This is a genomic window from Lwoffella lincolnii, from assembly GCF_002014765.1.
Lineage (GTDB): Bacteria > Pseudomonadota > Gammaproteobacteria > Pseudomonadales > Moraxellaceae > Psychrobacter > Psychrobacter lincolnii.
Window position 1 is genome coordinate 103,291 of record NZ_MUYT01000007.1, and the last position, 15,484, is coordinate 118,774.

Annotated in this window: 14 protein-coding genes; 12 read left to right on the forward strand and 2 right to left on the reverse strand. The window is 40.3% G+C overall.

Annotated elements, in window-relative coordinates; all coding sequences use genetic code 11:
* Nucleotides 1-12 precede the first annotated feature (12 nt).
* A complete protein-coding gene (locus tag B0682_RS05810) occupies nt 13-1,704 on the forward strand; it encodes an ATP-binding protein (protein WP_078307338.1) in 1,692 nt (563 codons plus the stop codon).
* 236 nt (nt 1,705-1,940) lie between these two features.
* Complete coding sequence (locus tag B0682_RS05815; RefSeq protein WP_078307340.1) at nt 1,941-2,120, forward strand: hypothetical protein; 180 nt, start codon at nt 1,941-1,943, stop codon at nt 2,118-2,120.
* A gap of 80 nt (nt 2,121-2,200) precedes the next feature.
* Here the strand turns inward: B0682_RS05815 and B0682_RS05820 are convergent, their stop codons facing one another.
* Nucleotides 2,201-3,661, reverse strand: coding sequence for an ATP-binding protein (locus B0682_RS05820; protein ID WP_078307342.1), 1,461 nt, complete (start codon nt 3,659-3,661; stop codon nt 2,201-2,203).
* A 250-nt stretch (nt 3,662-3,911) separates the two neighbouring features.
* On the opposite strand from B0682_RS05820, the gene rpsP reads away from it, so the two are divergent.
* From rpsP to rplS, 4 genes are all read left to right on the forward strand, one after another.
* A complete protein-coding gene (gene rpsP, locus B0682_RS05825; protein ID WP_078307344.1) occupies nt 3,912-4,172 on the forward strand; it encodes a 30S ribosomal protein S16 in 261 nt (86 codons plus the stop codon).
* A gap of 56 nt (nt 4,173-4,228) precedes the next feature.
* Nucleotides 4,229-4,861: a ribosome maturation factor RimM gene (rimM, locus tag B0682_RS05830; protein WP_240494890.1), complete on the forward strand. Its 633-nt coding sequence runs from the start codon at nt 4,229-4,231 to the stop codon at nt 4,859-4,861.
* A 74-nt stretch (nt 4,862-4,935) separates the two neighbouring features.
* Complete coding sequence (trmD, locus tag B0682_RS05835; RefSeq protein WP_078307346.1) at nt 4,936-5,682, forward strand: tRNA (guanosine(37)-N1)-methyltransferase TrmD; 747 nt, start codon at nt 4,936-4,938, stop codon at nt 5,680-5,682.
* Between the two features lie 262 nt (nt 5,683-5,944).
* A complete protein-coding gene (gene rplS, locus B0682_RS05840; RefSeq protein WP_078307348.1) occupies nt 5,945-6,313 on the forward strand; it encodes a 50S ribosomal protein L19 in 369 nt (122 codons plus the stop codon).
* A 180-nt stretch (nt 6,314-6,493) separates the two neighbouring features.
* Here rplS and rho read toward each other — a convergent pair whose 3' ends face one another.
* Nucleotides 6,494-7,762 carry a transcription termination factor Rho gene (rho, locus tag B0682_RS05845; RefSeq protein ID WP_078307350.1) on the reverse strand — a complete coding sequence of 423 codons (1,269 nt, stop codon included), beginning with the start codon at nt 7,760-7,762 and terminating at the stop codon, nt 6,494-6,496.
* A 694-nt stretch (nt 7,763-8,456) separates the two neighbouring features.
* Between rho and gshB the strand changes: the two genes are divergently transcribed.
* The 6 genes from gshB (at nt 8,457) to murC (ending at nt 15,481) form a co-directional block, all read left to right on the forward strand.
* A complete protein-coding gene (gene gshB / locus B0682_RS05855) occupies nt 8,457-9,440 on the forward strand; it encodes a glutathione synthase (protein ID WP_078307354.1) in 984 nt (327 codons plus the stop codon).
* Nucleotides 9,441-9,558: 118 nt separating this feature from the next.
* Nucleotides 9,559-10,653, forward strand: coding sequence for an undecaprenyldiphospho-muramoylpentapeptide beta-N-acetylglucosaminyltransferase (gene murG, locus B0682_RS05860; protein ID WP_078307356.1), 1,095 nt, complete (start codon nt 9,559-9,561; stop codon nt 10,651-10,653).
* Between the two features lie 77 nt (nt 10,654-10,730).
* Nucleotides 10,731-11,861 (forward strand): hypothetical protein, encoded by a 1,131-nt coding sequence (locus B0682_RS05865; protein WP_078307358.1) that lies wholly within the window; start codon nt 10,731-10,733, stop codon nt 11,859-11,861.
* 28 nt (nt 11,862-11,889) lie between these two features.
* Nucleotides 11,890-13,164: a DNA cytosine methyltransferase gene (locus B0682_RS05870; RefSeq protein WP_078307360.1), complete on the forward strand. Its 1,275-nt coding sequence runs from the start codon at nt 11,890-11,892 to the stop codon at nt 13,162-13,164.
* A 116-nt stretch (nt 13,165-13,280) separates the two neighbouring features.
* Nucleotides 13,281-13,805, forward strand: a complete 525-nt coding sequence (locus B0682_RS05875; RefSeq protein ID WP_078307362.1) for a GNAT family N-acetyltransferase — start codon at nt 13,281-13,283, stop codon at nt 13,803-13,805.
* Nucleotides 13,806-14,020: 215 nt separating this feature from the next.
* A complete protein-coding gene (gene murC, locus B0682_RS05880; RefSeq protein ID WP_064625373.1) occupies nt 14,021-15,481 on the forward strand; it encodes a UDP-N-acetylmuramate--L-alanine ligase in 1,461 nt (486 codons plus the stop codon).
* Nucleotides 15,482-15,484 lie beyond the last annotated feature (3 nt).

A 15,484-nucleotide genomic window follows, 5' to 3' on the forward strand; every position in this document is an offset into this window, starting at 1 on the left:
GAGTAAAAACGCATGCAAATCTATTCCACGTTAAAGCACAGCATATTTTTGCGGATTTATGCTGGGTTATTATTGGTGTGTTTGGTGGTGGTGGTATTTGCTCAAATACTGATGACCACGATTAATAAAGAGCGTGTTGGTAGCTATAGCGAACGTATGGCAACTGGGGCTTTTTATGTGGTGGCAGAGGGAATCGCTCACCATCCTGACCCAATAGAACGCCAGCATTGGTTGTCTGATGCCAGTAATTTATTTGGTGAAACTTTTCGTGTGATTGAGATGGATAAGATAGATTTTGCATCTACTGAACTTAAAAAGCTTAATAAGCAAAAAAGTGTGGTACGCACATCAGGCGGTAGGCAAGAGACGTATGTTTATTATCGTATCCCCGGAGAAAATAATATTGTTACGGTTAAAATCAAACAAGTATCTGAGCAACAAGTGCGTGCATTGGCGATTTTTTTGCTGGATGATTTGTCCAATTTTCGCACTTTGGAAGAAAAAACAGAACGTCTTGCCACCATTTCAAACCAGTTTGGCTTTCCAATACAATTCGCCAATATCAATGATGTTGATGTCGATGCTGACCAGCGAGTGAGATTACGCCGTAGTGAAGTGGTGGTGCGTTTTCGTGACAGTGCCAGTGTCGAAAACTCTGCTTTTATCATCTTAGTGCCTACAGAAATCAGCGATACGGTCATTCATGTGGGTCCTATACAGCTGTTTAATTGGTACCCTTTAAATTTAATCATCAGTGTGATTTTAATCAGCATGTTTTTGATCAGTCTTGGTGTGTATGCGTTGATTTTCCCATTAGAACGTAAGTTGCAGTTGGTGCAAGTTGGTCTAAATAACGTGACTAAGGGAAAATTGAACACTCGTGTTGAAGTGGTGGGGCAAGATGAAATTTCTCGATTGTCTGCAACTTTTAACTCGATGGTTGAGCATATCAAAAGGTTGATTGAGTCACAAAGAGAGCTTACTCGAGCAGTGTCGCATGAGTTGCGTACGCCTGTTGCACGCATTCGTTTTGCGGTGGACATGCTGGCAGATACCGATGATGCTGAATCCAGAGAAATGCAACGTGATTATATTGACAAAGACATCGAAGCATTAAATGGTCTGATTGATGAAATATTGACCTATGCCAAGCTAGAAGAAGGGTCGCCAAAGCTGGATTGGGAGATGGTGAATTTGTCAGAGCTAATCACTCAGATTGTCAAAGAAACCAATGCACTGGGTAAACCGATTGAAGTTATCTCTGAGATTAGTCATGCCAAAGCACGAGCCATGGCAGACCGTCGATATTTACATCGAGTGGTGCAGAATTTGGCGGGCAATGCTTTACGTTACGCCAATGGTAAGATTAAAGTGTCAGCAGGAGTCGCAAAAGGCAGGGCTTATGTAACCGTTGAAGATGATGGACAAGGCATTCCTGAAGCTGATCGTGATAAGGTATTTATCCCATTTTCCCGTCTTGACGACAGCCGTACAAGAGCATCGGGTGGTTATGGATTAGGGTTATCCATTGTCTCTCGCATTGCTTTTTGGTTTAATGGAGAAATCTCGGTTAATGAAAGCCCTGAGCTTGGTGGTGCGAAATTTACCATGACATGGCCAGTAAAGCAGTTAAACCAAACCATTGCAGCTGATGAACTCACACAAGAAGTCAGTGCCAAAAAAATCATCACAGACACAAAGTGATGGTTGATAAATAACGGTTAAACAATATAACGGTTAAAAGATATATAATAGTGGTTAAAAAATATATAAAATCTGATTTTATCTATAAAAAGGGTGATTAATCCGACATAAGGTTTGTCTTTAACAGCATTTATCGATATCATAGGTAATGATGGATAGGCGTTTGGCACATCATTTTCACCGATTTTCATTCATTTTTCATTCATATTGATGTTCATTAATAAAGGAGTGTGGCGATGCCATACATTTTTGGTCTGTTGGTGATAGCCAATGTGGCTCTGTTGGGGTATTTTGGTTTTGTATATGAGCCAAGTCATGCTGCTGATGTGTCTGAACATCAAGCTCAATTAAGCAAGCCCATCAGTTTTGAAAACACATCCATTCAAGCACCCCCTGTCATAGGTACAAAAAAATGACCCCTAAAATCCCGTAAGGTATGTTTTGCCTTAAGCCAATACCACCTTAATCATTATTTTTTGAACCAAAGTCATCTTAATCACTCAACCCCTTGCGACAACAACGGAATTAACACGCACACCATCAAGCCCCCATCAGGGTGATTTTGTGCGTGTACATGTCCTTGGTGTAACTTAGCAATGCGATTGACAATCGCCAATCCCAACCCACTGCCTTGCGTGGTGCGAGCAGTCTCCCCCCGTTCAAATGGTTGCATAATCCTTGCTAATTGGTCATCAGCAACACCTTGACCATGGTCATGAACACAAATCACCAGCGTATCATGCTCAGCAGTTTGATTAATCACCATTGCATCTGTCAAGTCTGTGGTCAATATAGAGGCTTGGTTAGGGGTTATTGTCATGGCAAATAACGCATCTGCCAAGTTGGCATCATGATGAATAATGTGGGTATCAATCTCAATGGGTGGTGTGCCATAGCGAGTGGCATTATTCACCAAATTAACAATCAATCGCTTGATGGACAACGGACGCAATGCCACCAATGGCAACGGCTTACTGGTATGGCGAATGTCTAAAGGAGCGAACTGCACAATAATTTCATTGATAATCACCGACAAATCGGTCAGACGCATTGGCTCATCTGAGCCATCTTTCATAAAGCTAATAAACTGCTCTAAAATAGCGTCCATATCTTCAATGTCATACACCAACCCTTCTTTTAAAAACTCATCAGGCAACATCTCAGCTGTCAGACGCATGCGGGTTAATGGCGTACGCAAATCATGTGAAATACCCGCCAACATGATGTTTCGCTCTTTTTGTGTTTGGCTTAACGTGGTAAATAAACGGTTAAACGCCATATTGACTTGGCGAATCTCGCTTGAGCCTTTAGCGGTGGGTAGGGTGGTCGCTTGTCCAAGCTGAATATAGTTGTTGGCCACTTTTTGCAATCTACGTAATGGACGATTGAGTTGTCGCACCAACAACAAAATGGTAACCAAAGCAAATATGGGAATGCCCAACAAAAACATCAACATCAACGTGGGGCTATATTGTGAATAATGAATGACCGATTCACGCATCCAATATTCTGGATAACGATGGTCTTGTATCCACAGCATGGCAGTGGGCTTAAATTTAAAATACACCTGTACAGGGCGACCAAGTTGGGCAGTGATTTCTTGCTCCATCAATTCTGTCAGATGGCTGACCACAAGCTTTTCTGTTACATCAGGAAAATCAGTGTCTTGATCAACATAAATTAAATGTATGGATGATAACAGCTGTTTTTTTTGTGATTCATTTAATTGCCATTCATCAGTATGAAGAATTTTTTCAACCAACATCAATTCAGTTGCCAAATAACGAGCGTGGCTTTTGATTTCTGGCAAATAAAAGCTACGCCAAAAAAACCACAGCGTCAGACACACACTCACCGTAACCATTGTCATCACCATCCATGTGGTTTGCCAAGTGTTGGAATGAAGCAAATGACGTAATTTAATGAGCATCGTTGGTAATGAGGTGTTTTTTTTCATAAGCCAGCAAAAACCCTAAAAAGATAACAACAAAAAATAATCTTACCAATCAATCATATTGTCAGTAAATCGCACCATGCACCATAAATAAACACATGGGAAATAAACACATGGATAGTCAGCAACGTATTGATGGTCAGCCAAACAAAAACATCGTCAGCAAAAATACAGTGAAATACTGGTTTTCTTTTAACAACAATTATGCTAAGATTATGCCCTTTTTGGTCTACTTGCGAAAGAGAGAGTTTACATGGTTGTTATTCGTTTAGCACGGGGCGGTGCCAAAAAACGCCCATTTTATCAAGTGGTTGTTGCTGATCAACGTCGTGCCCGTGACGGTCGTTACATTGAAAACATTGGCTTTTTTAACCCATTGGCAAAAGAGTCAGAAGAAGGCGTTCGCCTAAATATGGAAGCGTATAACGCTTGGATTGAAAAAGGGGCTCAGCCATCTGACCGTGTTAAGTCTTTGGCAAAAGAATTTAAAAAGCTACAAGCAACAACTGCCTAAGCCTTGATGCTCAGTTAACAAAAGCAAGTTAGCAAAACATACCAGCAAAGATTGACATGGCTCATTTTTTTGACAATACAGACGTTATGGACACAGACGTTACCGACGTTGTGTCTGTGCTGGCAAGCAATGCCAAGACAACCAAAGTCTTAGATGGCAGTTCTGTGCCACCAGTAGAAAAGCTGATAAAAATTGGGCAATTAAAAAAGCCGTATGGCATCAAAGGTTGGTTATGGGTACATAGTCTGACTGATGAACGTGGTGATATCTTTGCCATGTCCCCTTGGTGGATAAAGACAGCCACAGGGTTTAAACCCCTGACGGTTGTTAACTGGCGACAGCAAGGCTCTGGTATTGTCGCTCAGTTTGATGAAGTGCCAGACCGCAACGTCGCTGAGACCATGCACGGTGTGAGCATTTGGGTATCCTCTGATGCCTTGCCTAAGCCTAAAGCAGATGAATACTATTGGTCAGAGTTGGTGGGGTTAAGTGTGATAAATACACAAGGGGAAAACCTTGGTCGCATTGACCAGCTTATGGAGACAGGCGCTCATGATGTCATGGTTGTGGCTGCCACAGCCAATAGCATTGATGGTGAACAGCGATTAATCCCTTGGCATCAGCAAACCGTTCTTAAAGTCAATCAAGATGAAGCCGTGGTAACGGTGGATTGGCAAGCTGATTATTGATGTTGCCAAAAGTCGCTCAAATTGATGCCATGCTTGCTAAAATTAATGCCGTTGAGTCAGTTAGGTAAGATTGCATGTTTTTTGCCGTGATTAGCATCATGCCAGAGATGTTCACTGCCTTGAGTAATTTTGGCATTACCGCCCGTGCCATACATAATAAGCAAGCGGTGGTAGAGTACATTAATCCCAGAGACTTTACCCAAGACAATTACCGACGCATTGATGAACGACCTTATGGCGGCGGTGCTGGCATGGTATTAATGGCAGAGCCATTGGCAAAAGCCATCATGTATGCTAAGTCATTAGCAAGTGAGTATGGTTGTCAAGTTGATGCTCATCATTGTCCTGTAGTGTATATGTCGCCACAAGGACAGACACTTGATGAAAGTGTGGTTCGGTCGTTTGCTCCATTAGATGGCATGATTGTGTTGTGTGGTCGTTATGATGGCGTAGATGAGCGGTTACTTGAGCGGTACGTTGACAAACAAATATCCATCGGTGATTATGTGCTAAGTGGTGGTGAGTTGCCAGCAATGGTATTGATGGACAGTCTCATTCGCCGTTTGCCCAATGTGATGGGTGATGAGCTGTCTGCACAGCAGGATTCATTTGTCGATGGGCTACTTGACTACCCTCAATATACCAAGCCACTGGATTTTGAAGGACTCACAGTACCAGCAGTGCTGTTATCTGGGCATCATGCCAATATTGCTAAATGGCGATTTGTACAGCAGGTCAAGCGAACACAGCAGTTACGAGCAGATTTGTGGGAACAGTTTGTTCCTAATGCTCAGCAGAAAAACTGGCTTGTGGACAATTAATTGATAAGACAATTAATTGATAAGTTGATAAGTGAATTTATCGGTTGTTATTGTGTTTGGTTGTTATTTTGCTTTTAAGTGCCAAATTTAAGTGAATATCAATTTAAGCAAATATTTTTAGTTTTTATTTTAGCCTTGTGGTGGTTTACTTTACCATGGGTTATTATTTTTTGTCATTTTTTGCTTTAGTAGAAGATGATTGCCATAAAAAACAGGTGATAAGCGATGAGCCTCTATCACCTTATCATAAGGAATCAGTGCCATGAGCAACAAACATCCCTTAGTTCAATCAGTTGAAAACTCTCAGTTACGTGAGCATCCAAGCTTTGCCCCTGGTGATACGGTATCGGTTAATATTTGGGTGCGTGAAGGTGAACGCCAACGTCTACAGGCGTATGAAGGTGTGGTCATTGCCAAGCGTAATCGTGGTCTTAACTCTGCCTTTACCGTGCGTAAAATCTCCAGTGGTGTGGGTGTGGAGCGTGCGTTTCAATTACATTCCCCTTTGATTGACAGCATTACTGTTAAGCGTCGTGGTGATGTGCGTCGTGCCAAACTATACTATTTGCGTGAGCGTTCTGGTAAGTCTGCTCGTATCCGTGAAAAATTGGGTCGCCGTGAAGACGCATAAAGGGTGCATAGACTAAGACAAATGTTGGTGGAACAAGAAGCGATTTGGCTCACAATGCAACCCATGGGTTTTCATGTTATTTTTGGGTAGCCAATGCTCAAATCAATACTTAAAACCCCCAATCAAATTGATTTGGTTGGGGGTTTTACTTTTTTATCGTGTGCAAAAATGCCAATGATGCTAATTTTGTGATTTGCGTTTCATTTGGTCAAAAAATTCATCATTGGTTTTGGCTTCTTTTAGTCGATCAAGTAAAAACTCGGTGGCTTGACTCTCATCCATGGGTTGGAGTACTTTGCGTAAAATCCATACCTTGCGTAAGGTGTCTTCATCAATCAGACGCTCTTCTCGACGAGTGCCAGATTTTTTGATGTTCATGGCAGGAAAGATGCGTTTTTCTGCCAAGTCTCGCTCAAGGGTGATTTCATTATTGCCTGTGCCTTTGAATTCTTCATAGATGACTTTATCCATGGTGCTACCAGTGTCAATCAGTGCTGTGGAGATGATGGTCAAACTGCCCCCTTCTTCGATATTGCGTGCTGCTCCAAAAAATCGCTTGGGGCGTTCTAAGGCATTGGCATCGACTCCACCTGTGAGTACTTTGCCAGAAGAGGGTAATACGGTGTTGTAAGCACGTGCCAAACGGGTAATGGAATCTAATAAAATCACCACATCTTGCTTATGCTCAACCAATCTTTTTGCCTTTTCGATGACCATTTCTGCCACTTGCACATGTCGTTGTGGCGGTTCATCAAAGGTTGATGCCACCACTTCGCCACGCACGGTACGTTCCATTTCGGTTACTTCTTCGGGACGTTCATCGATGAGCAACACAATCAGATACACTTCAGGGTTGTTTTTGCTGATGGATTGAGCAAGAGTCTGTAGCAGAACGGTTTTACCTGCTTTTGGTGGTGCGACAATGATGGAGCGTTGACCTTTACCGATGGGGGCAATCAGGTCGATGATGCGTCCTGTCAAGTCTTCGGTTGTGCCATTACCAAGCTCTAGCTTGAGTTGTTCGGTGGGGAATAGGGGGGTTAGATTTTCAAAAATCAGCTTATGACGTGAGCGGTCAGGGGTGTCAAAGTTGATTTCTTTAACTTTGAGTAAGGCAAAATAGCGTTCAGAGTCCTTTGGTGGGCGTATTGTGCCTGCAATGCTGTCCCCTGTTTTTAGGTTAAAACGGCGGATTTGGCTGGGGCTGACATAAATATCATCAGGTCCTGCCAAATAAGAGCCTTCAGATGAGCGTAAAAACCCAAACCCATCTGGCAGTATCTCCAGCACGCCATCACCAAAAATCGATTCACCGTTTTTGGCATGTGTTTTTAAAATGGCAAAAATAATGTCTTGTTTGCGACTGCGAGCCATGTTGTCTAGTCCCATGTCTTGGGCAATCGTCAAAAGTTCAGCGATGGATTTTCTTTTCAGTTCGGTTAAGTTCATAAAATAGATCGTAGCTAGGTTGTGATTTAAGTGGTTATTAAATTGATGATGGGGTTTGATGGCATTTTTAATGACATGATTGTGATTGTGGCAACAATATTAATATGAGCGGTGATGACAAGGAGCATCATTAATAACAAGTGAACAAACATACATAAAGGTGAGAATGTCATCAATATAAAGGTGATTGGTTGGATTAAAAAATAACATAATCACCCATGCCTTGTGAGTAAGGGTTTGGGTAATAATTAAAAGAATCACCAATCAGAAGATAAACACAAGGAAGATGTGGTCAAACCACATGCTGTGGGGGTCAGCTAAAAAATGTTTATCAAAACGGCATAACTATTATTTATTGGTTGTATATTTATTGGTTGTAACTATTGGATATAACGGTATTGAGTATTTTGATTTTGGCGATTTTATCGTTAAGATGATGGCGTTGTCAATGCTTATCAATCATTTATGGGGCAATAAATGGACATTTTTTTGATAAAGTGGCAAAATTTGTATGTTGGACTATTTTAATTGGCTTGTTTTAAGTGGATAAGTTGTAAGTGGATAAAATAAATAAATGGCGTTTACGTCATCATATCCACTTTTGACATCATACCCATGATGTCATATCTAATTAATCATATTTAACCAATCGTTTCTAACCAATCATTCTTTAACCCATGGCATCTGAGACTTTATGAAAACTTTAAATATCTTAATCATCATGGACGATATTCGTCATATTCATTTTAAAAAAGATTCAACGCTTGCCATGATGTGGGCGGCGGTGGCTCGTGGGCATACATTGGCTTATGCACAAATTCATGATTTGTGGTTGGATAGGGGTGATGCCAAAGTGGACAGCCAGTTGCTATCTGTCAATGCAAAATCTGATAGCACGCCTGATGACTTTTATCAGTTAGGCGACAAAACCACGCATGGCATGACTGATTATGATGTGATATTGATGAGAAAAGATCCACCGTTTGACATGAGATTTATTTATGCCACTTATCTGTTAGATAAAGCCAAGATGGCAGGCGTGTTGGTGGTTAACAATCCCAGTTCTGTGCGTGATTGTAATGAAAAATTGTTCGCTACTTGGTTCAGTCAGCATATGACTCCCACCATTGTCAGTAGCCAACAACGCCATATTCGTGCGTTTATTCACGAACAGCAAGACGTGATTGTCAAACCCTTAGATGGTATGGGGGGTATGGGTATTTTTCGCTTGACAGCAGACAGTCCCAATATCGGCTCAACGCTTGAGATGCTAACTGAGTTTGAGACATTGCCCATCATGGCTCAAACTTATCTGCCTGCCATCAAAGATGGTGATAAACGCATTTTGATTGTGGGTGGTAAACCTGTTGATTATTGTCTGGCACGAATTCCCAGCCAAGGTGAAACTCGGGGCAATCTGGCGGCGGGTGGTCGTGGCGTTGCCATGCCACTGACAGCCCATGAGCGTGAATTGGCCGAGACAATTGCACCGATTTTGATGCAAAAAGGATTATATTTTGTGGGGCTTGATGTCATTGGTGGTCATATTACTGAAATTAATGTTACCAGCCCAACTTGCATTCGTGAGATTGATGACCAATGTGGCACAAGCATTGCGGTGGATTTTATTAAATTTATTGAAAACAACATTGACAGCCATTCAAAGACAGATATTTAGTATGGATTTGCTTGATAAAATTGCTTGACAAAATGTCGCAAAAAACCACTTGGGCTTGTGTCAAAAATCATCCAAAATAACCACTTTTATGCTTATGGATGTTTGGTTGGATAAGTTTATGTCAAAAAAAATAAATGTACTCATGATGGCAGCAGGAACAGGGGGGCATGTGTTTCCTGCCTTGGCGGTGGCAGATGAAATGGTGGCTCGTGGAGCTGTCATTCATTGGCTTGGCACGCCAAAGGGCATGGAAAACGAGCTTGTTGCCAAACACGGTCATACCATGCACCACATTGACATGCAAGGGCTTCGTGGTAAGGGGCTGGTGCGTGCCATTAAGTTGCCTTTTATGCTGTTTAAAGCGGTCATGGCAAGTAAAAATATCATCAAAAACAATAACATAGATGTGGTCATCGGTTTTGGCGGTTATGTAACCGTCCCTGGGGGATTGGCTGCCAAATTATCGGGCAAACCGCTCATCATTCATGAACAAAACGCCATCGCTGGCATGAGCAACAAAACCCTAGCTCCTCATTCAGCAAAAGTATTACAAGCCTTTGATGGGGCATTTGTTGGCATGGGCGATAAACCCATCACGGTGGGTAACCCTGTGCGTCATGAGATTATGAGTGTCAAACCACCAAGCGAGCGTTATAACGTGGCGGATACGTCGCCTTTAAAGGTGCTGGTGGTGGGCGGTTCGCTTGGGGCAAAAGCCATCAATGAAGCGGTGGTTGAATTGTTAAAGCTGTCCGATAAACCCCTAACTGTGCGACATCAATGTGGCAAGGACAACCACAACACCATGTTGGTCGCCTATTCACAAGCACAGATTGACACAAGCCGTCATGTCTTTGAGGTCATGCCATTTATTGATGACATGGCACAGGCATACAGTTGGGCAGATGTGGTTATTTGCCGTGCTGGGGCATTGACCGTAACCGAGATAGCCAGCGTGGGCGTTGCAGCGATTTTTGTGCCGCTACCACACGCTGTGGACGACCATCAAACCGCCAATGCCAAGAGCTTAACTGACAAAGGGGCAGGGATTTTGTTACCCCAACATGACTTATCTGGTGAAACATTGGCACAGATTTTAACTGGTCTTGACCGCCAAAAATGCTTAGATATGGCAAAAAAAGCACAAGAGAGTGCCAAACATCATGTCGCAAAGACAGTGGCAGAGCTGGTTTTGGCGTGTGTGAAAGGATAAGACAGTCATTTTTAAATAAATTGTAAAATTTTGTAAATTAATAAGGTGTGTATATACGCCATTGGAAGTTGTGAACAATGAACGCAGATAATGACGTTTTACAAATAGATAATATTCGTGAAAGATATTTTCATGATTTGATAATTAAAAGCCCTGATATTCAGGCGGATTTATTGTCGGCTTTAAATTTGCCAGCAGATTTATCAAAATTGCAACTTATTCATGAAGATAAATATATTAATGGCATTACTGCTGATTTTACTTTAATTTATGATGATTATATTTCAGCATTGATTGAATGTAAGGCAGGTGATATTGGTGTTACAGATTATGTGCGTGGTATTGGGCAAGTTTTGCAATATGAGTATTTTTATGAAAATCAAATTACGAAAAACTACCCTTATAAAAAAGACCATTTTAGCAGTGTTTTATTGATACCCTCATCGGTATTTTTAAATAGAAATTTTAATATTGCATTATTTAAGTACCCAATAACAACTAAAATCATTGAAATTAATGACATAAATCACGCTGTCCGCTTAATCAGCCAAAAAGAATTGGATAATTTTAGAGAACAGACTCAAAATAATTTAATGAGCATCTCACAATATTATATCAGAGACACAAGGCTCTTTGAATTATACATGTTATTACGTTATTTGTGTTTTTTAAGATTGAGAAATATCGCTTGTATCAATCGTAGAGAAGTAGAACAAGTTATGATGAAGACGAATACCATTAACAATAGAAATTGGCGTAATGTTTGGATTGGTTTATCATCACTTGGATTGATAGACAGTAATAATATGCCAACACAAAAAGGCATAGAGTTGGGCATGTTTGACATAAATAAATTTTTATTAGTTATGTATAAATCCTATGTTAAACCTTATGCAGACATGTTGATGAATTATTTTTATGAAAATCCTATAAACTTAAATAAAAGTTTAAAAGACATTAAGCAAGATTTTTTGAATATATATAATAATCATGAGATTTTATTTTTTACCCAGTCAGAAACTCGCTATCTGTCCTCTTGGTTGAATATTTTAAGAGATGATTTTGGTTGTCTTGATTTTCAGACAAGAAGCAATCATCGGATATTAAATTATATTCCGTCCATGTTAAATGATGATTTTTTATTAGGCAGTATCCAAAGATATACAAAGGCAAACCCTTATATCAACAATTTACAAGCCATTCTTTAAGAGTGAATTAGTTTAAGAGTGAATTAGAATGAATAAAATATACACCATTTTTGAAACATTTGTTGGTGCAGGTGGCTCACACATTGGGTTTAAACAAAATGGGTTTAAATCAGTTTATGTCAATGATGATAATAAAGATTGTATTGACACTTTATTGTTAAATAATCCTGAAATTAGACAAACTGCCTTTGTGGATTGTCGCAGTGTTTTGAATGTTGATACAGATAATTTATTAAATAATATCAAATTAAAACAAGGCGAATTGGATGTCATGTTTGGTGGCATTGTTTGTAAAGGGTTTAGTTTGGCAGGAGAGCGGTCTCCTAATGATGAGAGAAATTACTTTTATCATCAACAATTGAAATTGGTAGAAATTACCAAACCAAAAATCAGTGTGATTGAAAATGTTAAGGCATTTTCTAACGGTCAAGTGCTGTCTGAAAACACACCGAAAAAAATTCGTGATGAAGTGGATAGAATTTGGCAAGCATTGGAAAATTATAAGGGTCAAAAAGCGGAATTACGTAAAAAAAATAAAATAACCCCTGAATTTGAACAAAAAGGGATAGAATTACGCAAACAAAAAGAAAAATTATTGACAGTTTTAAAAGAAAATAATTATCTCATTTCTGTATTAGATGATTTGTATCAAATTTATGATAGAATTGGTTACCATGTTTCGCACAAAATTTTAAATACGGCTTGGTATGGTGCATCAACCAAACGAGAACGAATTATTATTGTGGCGGTACGTAAAGATTTGCCTAATAATTTTAAATTTCCATTTCCAATTTACCATTCTGATGAAATTTTAACAAAACTGGATTTTGAAAATATTGAAAACGCTCAGTTTTTAAAGCCAATTTCTATTGGTGAAGCATTGTCAAAAATTGATTATACCAATAAAGACGATGTTGATAATCACCCAATGAAGCATTCACCAAAAACAGTAGAGCGATTTAAATATATTAAAGCAGGGTCTAATATTCAAGAGACAATGCACGAAATTCCAGATGATTTAAAAATCAGTAGTTTTTATTCTCGTGGCAATACAATGCGATTGTCCATGCAATTGCTTGCCCCAACACTTGTTCCCGGACACAGTAATTTTCCTGTTCACCCCATTGAACATAGAAGTATTACGGTGCGTGAAGCGGCGGTTATTACAGGATTTCCAATGGATTATAAATTTGTTGGTAACCATTCAAAGCGTTGTGAGCATGTTGGTAATGCTGTGCCACCACCTTTGGCAAGTGCGATTGCAAAAGAATGTGTTAAATTTTTAGATAATATTAAAAAATAAATGTTATTTTTTTTAAACACTCATAAGTCATTTGATATATTAAAAACCCATTTGGGAAGTTTAAAAGTGAACCACACTCGTTTATCCAAATGCCTAATGGAAATCCCAGAGATACAATGTTTCAATATAAAATCAATGACACATTAAGCCTAACCTTAGTACATTCATCATTTGCCAGTCAAATGAATGATATTGTTAATGCCCAAAAAGATGATTTGGGTAAATGGCTACCGTGGGCGAATGATTTTAGTGAAAATAGCTATCGTGAATTTGTCAAATTTGCCTTACACCAATATGCCGATGACAAAGCCATTCATACCCATATTATTTATGATGATAAAATTATTGGGGCGGTGAGTTTAAATAACATTTATCATCATCTTAAAAAGGCAGAAATTGGCTACTGGTTACACCAAGACCATCGGGGGCGTGGTGTCATGACCTGTGCGGTGCGTGCAATTATGGACATTGCCAAAAACATCTATGGCATGAATGTGGTGGAGATTAAGGCGGGTGAGCATAATATTCCAAGCCAACAAGTTGCTAAGCGATTGGGTTTTGAATTTTGTGGGATTATCGCCAATAATGAAAACATTAATGGTGAAATTATTAATCATGCGGTTTATATGTATCGGTTTTAATTTAAACAATTGATGATTTAAACAATTGATGGGGTAAATTCTTTGCCTTGATTTGTCAAATTAAAATTGATTGATGTGATTGTCATTGTTTAAAAAATATCATGGCATATTTATCCACAAAACCAGTTTAATATCTAACATTTAATATTCAATACCCAACATTCAACATTTAATATTTAAAATATAAAATATAACACCCAAACAGAGAAACAGTCATGCCAAATTCAACCAAAGTCAAAACGCTCCCCAAACGCCTAATAGAAATTCCAGAGATGCGACGCATTCAAAACATTCATTTTGTTGGTATTGGTGGGGCTGGCATGTGTGGCATTGCCGAAGTGCTTGCCAATCAAGGCTATGTGGTTACTGGCTCAGACATTAAGGCAAATGCGATGACCGAGCGTTTAGAAAACTTAGATGTAACGGTATATGTCGGTCATGATGCCAGCAACATCAAAATGGCCGATGTGGTGGTGGTGTCATCTGCCATTGACCGACAAAACCCTGAGATTCAGGCTGCCTTAAAAGCCCACATTCCTGTGGTACGCCGTGCTGACATGTTGGGCGAGCTTATGCGATACCGTCATGGCATTGCGGTGGCAGGGGCTCATGGCAAGACCACAACCACAAGCTTATTAACCATGATGCTCACCGAAGCGGGGCTTGACCCAACTTATGTGATTGGCGGTAAATTAAACGCCTCGGGCAAAAATGCCGCTTTGGGTGCTAGCCGTTATTTGGTGGCAGAAGCCGACGAGTCTGATGCGTCTTTTTTATCTTTGCGACCCATGGCGTGTGTTGTTACCAACATTGATGAAGACCACATGGAGACCTATGAAGGCAGCTTTGATAAACTAAAACAAGCCTATGTGCAGTTTTTGCACAACATGCCTTTTTATGGGCTGGCTGTGTTGTGTGGCGATGACAAAGAGCTGTATGCCATGATTGATGACATTGCAAGACCTGTCATCACATACGGCCTTGAAAAACACAACGATGTGCAGGCGGTAGATGTGATTGCAGACGGCACAAAAACCCATTTCACCGTACTAAGAAAAGACAAAAAACCCTTACCCATTACCTTAAATATCCCCGGCATTCACAATGTTTATAATGCCCTTGGGGCAATTACCATGGCAACCGATGAAGGCGTGAGTGATAAAGCCATTTGCCAAGCGGTAGAAAAATTTGCAGGCGTGGGCAGACGCTTTGAAAATAATGGCAGCTACCCCCTAACAGATGGCAGCGGTGATGTGGTATTGATTGATGATTATGGGCATCACCCCACCGAAATCGCCATGACCATCAAAGCTGCCCGCCAAAGCTATCCTGACCGCCGTTTGGTGATGATGTTTCAGCCACACCGTTACAGTCGCACAAGGGATTGTTTTAGTGAGTTTGTCAATGTGTTGTCGCAGGTGGATAAGCTGATTTTGCTTGATGTGTACAGTGCTGGCGAGGAGCTGATTAAGGGGGCAACAAGCAATGATTTGGCGCGTTCATTGCGTGAGCGTGGGCAGGTTGAACCGATTGTGCTAAATATCAATGACAAAGAACAAATCACCCAAGTGCTTAAAATCACCCTAAACGCCAATGATTTGCTGATGACCCAAGGGGCGGGCAATGTGGGACAACTGTGTCAAGAATTGGTCAAAAATGGGTTGTTTTTGGGGTGATTT